At 74.5% G+C, this 5,908-nt stretch carries 4 protein-coding genes; 1 reads left to right on the forward strand and 3 read right to left on the reverse strand.

The annotated features are described in order from the left end of the window. Positions 1-254 precede the first annotated feature (254 nt). Positions 255-2,816, forward strand: coding sequence for a CDP-glycerol glycerophosphotransferase family protein (locus tag ACFVXH_RS37395; protein WP_387830581.1), 2,562 nt, complete (start codon positions 255-257; stop codon positions 2,814-2,816). Here the strand turns inward: ACFVXH_RS37395 and ACFVXH_RS37400 are convergent. The 3 genes from ACFVXH_RS37400 to ACFVXH_RS37410 all read right to left on the reverse strand — a co-directional run bounded on the left by ACFVXH_RS37400 (position 2,801) and on the right by ACFVXH_RS37410 (position 5,748). After that, positions 2,801-3,289, reverse strand: a complete 489-nt coding sequence (locus tag ACFVXH_RS37400; protein ID WP_375877443.1) for a 2'-5' RNA ligase family protein — start codon at positions 3,287-3,289, stop codon at positions 2,801-2,803. The genes ACFVXH_RS37395 and ACFVXH_RS37400 overlap by 16 nt on opposite strands. Positions 3,290-3,351: 62 nt before the next feature. Beyond that, on the reverse strand, positions 3,352-4,392 hold the full coding sequence (gene trpS, locus ACFVXH_RS37405) for a tryptophan--tRNA ligase (RefSeq protein ID WP_049654802.1): 1,041 nt from the start codon (positions 4,390-4,392) through the stop codon (positions 3,352-3,354). Positions 4,393-4,422: 30 nt separating this feature from the next. Next, the gene (locus ACFVXH_RS37410; RefSeq protein ID WP_049654801.1) at positions 4,423-5,748 is read right to left on the reverse strand and encodes a hemolysin family protein; all 1,326 of its coding nucleotides are present in this window, start codon (positions 5,746-5,748) and stop codon (positions 4,423-4,425) included. Between the last annotated feature and the right edge of the window lie 160 nt (positions 5,749-5,908).

Here is a 5,908-nt window from a genome sequence, read left to right on the forward strand (position 1 = left end):
CAGCGGGGTCGGCCCCTGTTGGCCCACATTTGTTTACCCCCCCCCCCGGAGCCGGGGGCCCCCGCCACACTCGGGGTGCCGGGCGCCCGCGCGCTTCCGGAGCCGGATCCGGAAACGACCGGAAAACCGATTTCGAATGTCGAACCGGCGTTCCCGAAAAAGCATTCCCCGGGGCATTCGAAAAAGCGTGCAATTGACCCCGGCGCCATTTCTGGATGGGATGTGGATCTCCCTCCCGAAGGGCTCCCACCGCCATGCCTGTGCTCACCCGGCTGGTCCTGCCGCACGCCGCCCCCCGGGTGGCCGCCGACCACCCCGCCGCCGACGAGGACGTCGCCTTCGGCCTGCTGCGCGCCCGCTGGCACGGCCGCGGCCTGGAGCTCACCGGCTTCGCCCGCCCGGACGGCCAGGACACCGGCCGGCCCGGCTCCGCCTGGACCTGGCTGACCCTGCGCCACCAGAACCGCTCCCAGCCGCCGCTGCACCTGCGCTCCCGCCCCCGCCGGATGCCCGAGGTCACCGACGACAGCGCCCAGTCCGAGCACAACCACGACTGGTCCGGCTTCACCGCCCTGATAGCCCCCGGCCGGCTGCGCCGCGGGGGCCACTGGCTGCTCGGCGACTGGCGGATCGAGGCCACGCTCTTCACCCGCCCCCGCCCCGCCCGGGTGCGCCGCCGGTACGGCGCCCTCGCCCCGTACTGGTGCGGGTCCGGCGAGTACCCGCCGGCCCACTGGGTGGACCACGACGTCCGGCTCCAGCCGTTCTTCGCCGACGGCCGGCTGCACCTGCGGCTGGAGCGCCCGGCCGTCCTGGTCACCCGGGCCGCCCCCGCCCCCGACGGCCTGGACCTGGACGGGGTCGCCGACACCTGCCCCTCCGGCACCGTGCTGCGGCTGCGCCACCGGGAGAGCGACGCGGTGGTCGAGCGGCCGCTCGCCCGTACCGGCAACACCTTCACCGTCCGGGTGCCGTACCGGCCGTTCACCGCCGACGGGCGGGGCGGCGGCCGGCTGGAGCACTGGGACGCCGAACTCCTGTACCCCGACGGCGCCGCCGTGCAGCCCTGCCTCGACGAGCGCGGCGGCCCGGTGGCCGGCCAGCACCCGCTGCCCGGCGCCCCGGACCGGGTGCTCTACCTCAAGCACCTCGCCGACGGCCGGCTCCAGCTCTGCGTCCAGCCCGCAGCCGGCCTGGTCGACCGGATCGCCGTACGGGACGGCGGCTTCGAGCTGTCCGGCCACTGCCCGGGCCCGGCCTCGGCACTGGAGCTGGTGCTGCGCCACCCCGGCTCCGCGAGCGAGGTCCGCACCCCGGTCGGCACCGGCCCGGACGGCCGCTTCCGGGCCCGGGTGCCCGCCACCCGGACCGGCTCGGACGGCGTCCCGCTGCCACTGCGCAAGGGCGTCTGGGAGGCCGCGCTGGAGCCGGTCGGCCGCCCCGGGGACGGCCGGCCGCTGCTCGCCGCCCCCGGCGCGCTGACCGCCGTCCCCGCCGCCACCACCGCCGGCGGCAAGCGGATCCTGCTGCAACGCCGGTGGCACGACACCCTGGTGGTGGACTCCACCCCGGTGCTCACCGCCACCGAGCGCAGCGCCTGGACCCAGCACCGGCTGCGCACCGAGCGCTACCCGGCCGCCCGCCGCGCGCCGCTGCGCGAGGCGGTGCTGTACGACGTGTTCGGCGGCCGCGGCTACGCCGACTCCCCGCGCGCGGTGCACGCCGAACTCGCCCGCCGGGACGGCCGGTTGGAGCACCTGTGGGTGGTCGACGACGCCCAGGCCGCGCTGCCGCCCGGAGTCGTCCCGGTGCGGAGCTGGAGCCCGGAGTGGTACCGCGCGCTGGCCACCTGCCGGTACCTGGTCGGCAACACCCACTTCCCGGACTTCCTGGAGCGCCGCCCCGGCCAGGTCGTCGTGCAGACCTGGCACGGCTCCCTGCTGAAGCGGATCGCCCACGACGTCGAGAGCCCCTGGCTGGCCGACCGCGGCTACCTGCGGGCGCTCGACCGGGAGACCCCGCAGTGGAGCCTGCTGCTCTCCCCCAGCCCGTTCGCCACCCCGATCCTCCGGCGCGCCTTCCGCTACGGCGGCGAGCTGCTGGAGTCCGGCTACCCGCGCAACGACGTGCTCGCCCGCCCGGACCCGCGGGCCGCCGCGACCGTCCGCCGCCGGCTCGGCGTCCCCGAGGGCCGGCGGATCGTGCTGTACGCGCCGACCTGGCGCGAGGACCAGCAGCGCGGCGACGGCGACGGGTTCCGGCTCGACCTGCGGCTGGACCTCGGCCACGCGCGGCGCCTGCTCGGCGCGGACCACGTGCTGCTGGTCCGTCCGCACGCGCACGTCCGCGAGCCGCTGCCGGGCGCCGGCGACGGCTTCCTGTACGACTGCGGGGACTACCCCGACCCGCAGGAACTGCTGCTGGTCGCGGACGTCCTGGTGACCGACTACTCGTCGATCATGTTCGACTTCGCCATCACCGGCCGCCCGATGTACTTCTTCACCTACGACCTGGAGCACTACCGCGACACCCTGCGCGGCTTCTCCTTCGACTTCGAGTCGAACGCCCCCGGCCCGCTGGTGCCCACGTCGGCCGAACTCCTCGGCGCGCTGCGCGAACTGGCCGACGGCGACGGCGGACCGCCGCCCGGCTACGCCGAGCGCTACCGGCGCTTCCGGGCCGAGCACTGCGCGCTGGACGACGGCGGCGCGGCCCGCCGGGTGGTCGACCGGATGCTCGAACTCGGCGGCCGGGGAGGGCTAGGTCACACCCTCGGACACGCCCCGGAGCACACCCCGGTTCACCCGAACGGGTAGCTCCGCCAGGGCCGCCAGACCTCGTCCGCGTCGAAGCGGGAGAGGCCGAAGCCCGGCACCGGGAAGTCCGCCCGGAAGCCGCGCGCCTGCTCGTACGCCTGGTCCAGCACGTCCTCCGGCAGACCGTGGGCGACCGTCACGTGCGGGTGGTACGGGAACGCCAGCTCGCGGGCCAGCGGGCCGGAGCGGACGTCCGCCTCCAGCAGCCGGCACTCCTGCGCGCCCTCCTCGACCCGGACGTACACCACCGGGGAGACCGGGCGGAAGGTCCCGCTGCCGCGCAGCAGCATCCGGAACGGCCGGTGCGCGGCCGCCACCGCCGCCAGGTGCTCCTCGATCTTCGGCAGCTCCCCGGCGGGCACCTCGGTCGGCGGCAGCAGGGTGACGTGCGTGGGTATCGACCGGGCCAGCGGGTCGCCGTGCCCGGCCCGGGCGTCCTGGATCGCCGTGCCGTACGGGTCCGGGACGCTCACGGACACGCCGATGGTGACGACCTCGGGGAGGCCGTCACCACCGGGCAGGCGTGTGAGGGGATTCACCGCTTGGCGGCCGGGAGGAAGCCGATCCGGTCGTACACCGTCTCCAGCGTCACCGACGCCACCTCGCGGGCCTTCTCGGCGCCGATCGCCAGCACCCGGTCCAGCTCGGCCGGGTCGTCCAGGAACAGCCGGGTGCGCTCCTGGAAGGGGGTGACCCACTCGGTGAACAGCTCGGCCAGCTCGGTCTTCAGGGCGCCGTACATCTTGCCCTCGAAGTGCGCGACCAGCTGCTCGACCGACTGGCCGCTGAGCGCGGAGTGGACGCGCAGCAGGTTGGAGACGCCCGGCTTCCCCTCCTCGTCGTAGGACACGACGGTGCCGGTGTCGGTGACGGCGCTCTTGAACTTCTTGGCGCTGGCCTTCGGGTCGTCCAGCAGGCTCACCAGGCCCTTGGGCGAGGAGGCCGACTTGCTCATCTTGACGGCCGGGTCCTGGAGGTCCTGGATCTTCGCCGTCTCCTTGAGGATGTACGGCTTCGGCACCGTGAGGGTCCGGCCGTAGCGGGTGTTGAAGCGCTCGGCGATGTCGCGGGTGATCTCCACGTGCTGGCGCTGGTCCTCGCCGACCGGGACGGCGTCGGCCTGGTAGAGCAGGATGTCCGCGATCTGGAGGATCGGATAGGTGAACAGGCCGACCGTGGTGCCCTCGGCGCCGTACCGGGAGGACTTGTCCTTGAACTGGGTCATCCGCGAGGCCTCGCCGAAGCCGGTGAGGCAGTTCATCACCCAGGCGAGCTGCGCGTGCTCGGGCACGTGCGACTGGACGAACAGCGTGCAGTGGTCCGGGTCCAGGCCCGCGCCGAGCAGCTGGGCGGCGGAGACCCGGGTGTTCTCGCGCAGCGTCGCCGGGTCCTGGGGCACCGTGATCGCGTGCAGGTCGACGACCATGTAGAAGGCGTCGTTGTCCTTCTGCAGGTCGACCCACTGGCGCACCGCGCCCAGGTAGTTGCCGAGGTGGAACGAGCCGGAAGTGGGCTGGATGCCGGAGAGCACCCGGGGACGGTCCTTGACCGGACCAGTGACCGCTGCGTTGACCATGCGGGCCATTCTTCCAGTTCCACCGACCGCTCAGGAAACCTCCGCCCCCGCGGGCTCGGCCAGTGTGACCGCACTCACCCCCACCCGGGCGATCCGCCGGCCCTCGACCTTGGCCACCGTCAGCAGCACCCCGCCGCCCCCCTCGACGGGCACCCGCACCTGGTCGCCGTCCCGGGGCAGCCGGCCGAGCGCGGCGACCAGGCAGCCGGCCACCGTCTCGTACGGGCCCTCGGGCAGGGTGACGCCGGTCTCCTCGGCGAAGTCGCCGAGGTTGAGCAGACCGTCCAGCTCCATGCCGCCGCCGGCCAGCCGCCGGGTGGGGGCGGCCGCCGGGCTGTCGTACTCGTCCCGGATCTCGCCGATCACCTCTTCGACCAGGTCCTCCAGGGTGACGATCCCGGCGGTGCCGCCGTACTCGTCCACCACGATGGCCAGGTGGTGGCCCTCCCGGCGCATCTCGCCCATCGCCTCCAGCACCCGCTTGGTGCCGGGCAGCAGCTTCACCGGGCGGGCCAGGTCACGGACCTTGACGGCCTGCTCGCCGCGCGCGCCGTACAGGTCGCGGACGTGGACGAAGCCGACCACCGCGTCGGCGCTGCCCTCGACCACCGGGTAGCGCGAGTGCGGCGAGGTGTCGGCCTGGTGCCGGACGGCGGCCAGCGGGCGCTCGGCGTCCAGGAAGGTCACCTCGGTGCGCGGGACCATCACCTCGCGCAGCTGGCGCTCCCCGGCGGAGAACACGTCGGCGATCAACGCCCGTTCGTCGCTTCCGAGTTCGGTGTTGGCGGCGACCAGGCCGCGCAGCTCCTCGGAGCTCATCGAGCCGCGGCCCGCGGTCGGGTCGCCGCCGAGCAGCCGGACCATCAGGTTGGTGGAGTGGCCGAGCAGCCAGATCACCGGCCGCAGCACCACCGACATCACGTCCACCACCGGGGCGGCGACGACCGCGATCGACTCGGCGCGCTGCAGGCCGATCCGCTTGGGGGTCAGCTCGCCCAGCACCAGCGAGGCGTAGCTGATCACCAGGGTGAGGCCGACCAGGGCCACCGCGGCGGCCACGCCCTCGGACAGCCCGGCCCGGACGAACAGCGGGGCGACCTTGCCGGCCAGGGTGTCCGCGCCGAAGGCGGCGGACAGGAAGCCCATGCAGGTCACCCCGACCTGGACGGCGGCCAGGAAGCGGTTGGGGTCGGCGGCCAGGTGCGCGGCCCGGGCGGCGCGGCGGGTGCCGTGCGCCTCCAGCGTCCGGATCTGGCCCTCGCGCAGCGAGATCAGCGAGATCTCGGCGACGTTGAACAACCCGCCCAGCAGGATGAAGACGAGGACGAGCGCGGCGTCCCCGAGTGTTTCGTTCACAGCGGGCCAGTGTAGGACGGCCGGTACCGGCCGGGGCCGGACACGACGGCGGAGCGCCGACTCGGACACCGCCGCGGAACCCGGGCCCGCACGACGGCGGAGCCCGGTCCGGACACGGCGGCGGGGCCCCCCCCCCCCGGACGGAGACGGCGGGCCCCCC

This window comes from Kitasatospora sp. NPDC058184, assembly GCF_042883725.1.
GTDB lineage: Bacteria > Actinomycetota > Actinomycetes > Streptomycetales > Streptomycetaceae > Kitasatospora.

What these genes read in the sequence shown, in the direction of transcription:
- ACFVXH_RS37395 (WP_387830581.1), top strand. Translation starts at nt 255, where the DNA reads ATGCCTGTGCTCACCCGGCTGGTCCTGCCGCACGCCGCCCCCCGGGTG.
- trpS (WP_049654802.1), bottom strand. Translation starts at nt 4,392, where the DNA reads ATGGTCAACGCAGCGGTCACTGGTCCGGTCAAGGACCGTCCCCGGGTG.